Here is a 1,133-nt window from a genome sequence, read left to right as displayed (position 1 = left end):
CTGAAACGGAAGAGTGTGAAAAAACGGAAACTAAAAAAGCGTGCGAGGCTTGCCTTGCTATTCCGGTGACAAGTGAAAAATATCGCAAGGTGAGTCGTTGGAGCGCTATCACGATTAACTATCAGCGATTTATTGCGAAAACTCAATATAACCCGCTCACACAAATGATCCAGGAATTTCAATGCCTGAAAGTGACCTTTGATGGCTGGCGGCCGGCATATTGCCTGTTTCTGGAGGCTAAGGCGCGGTATGACCAGTTTTTTAATAGTAAAGGAAATCCTAAAAATTGGTGGAAGGGAATTTATTCCGCTAAAGAGCAGGCACGCAGACATCAAGTAGTCTGTGATGCACTGGATAATACTCCGCGTGTGGAATGGCATTTTTTACAGCCTGTCAGTTCTGGCTATTTTAAGATATTGTTCGGTGAATATAGAAATATCAGTGTTCACTATACCCCTGCGACGCTTTAGTTTAATACGAGGTCAACATGGCAATAATTCATATAAAATTTAATATACGTTATGAGCAACAAGAAAACATTACTCCTAATATTGCATTGATAGATTTGTTTCATATTACTCAGAAAATAGATATCTTTTTGGGGCAGAAAAAAAGCTGGTTCTTAAAGGGATATTCCCGTAAAGATGCCTTGAAACATATTGTATTTGATGAGCAGGGGCCAACTGAAGTTGCCATAAAAAGTTTCGAAAAAGATTATAAGAAAAATTTCCCTGCTATTATTAATGGAATATGGGATGGTGAAAAGGATGAATTAGATAGTGGAATTGATTATTTTAAATCATCAACTTCTCGCCCGAATTGGGTGTGGTTAGTATTAAATTTAGCGGCTGATACTAGTCAGCTAAGTCTATCCCGGTTAATTAACTTAGTTAAATACTTAGCGACCAGCCGTGATTTTCCTTATATTCAGGTGGAAACTAACGGCTATACCTTAAAAGGCAGGCAGGTTTTTCCTGATCGCCTTAGTGTCGGCTGGATGCTTTACCAGCCCCGTATTATTGATAAGTTCTATCTGCCTATGGCGGAAGATGTGCTGCCTGTGTACCAAAATAATGAACAGATCGGCACTCTGATTATCACCAAGAAAGGGATTTTTGATGGAAGAAATCAGG

2 protein-coding genes are annotated in these 1,133 nt (G+C 39.3%); both read left to right on the top strand.

The annotated features are described in order from the left end of the window. A partial coding sequence (locus C6H66_RS24670) for a restriction endonuclease fold toxin 5 domain-containing protein (protein ID WP_219847652.1) occupies window positions 1-470 on the top strand: 470 nt, incomplete at its 5' end. A 17-nt stretch (window positions 471-487) separates the two neighbouring features. Next, window positions 488-1,133, top strand: a 646-nt coding sequence (locus C6H66_RS24665) for an Imm52 family immunity protein (protein ID WP_105397027.1), incomplete at its 3' end; no start/stop codon positions are given.

Source organism: Photorhabdus hindustanensis, assembly GCF_002968995.1.
Taxonomy (GTDB): domain Bacteria; phylum Pseudomonadota; class Gammaproteobacteria; order Enterobacterales; family Enterobacteriaceae; genus Photorhabdus; species Photorhabdus akhurstii.
The sequence above is the reverse complement of the archived record's forward strand: the minus strand, read 5'-3'. Positions and strand labels throughout refer to the sequence as shown.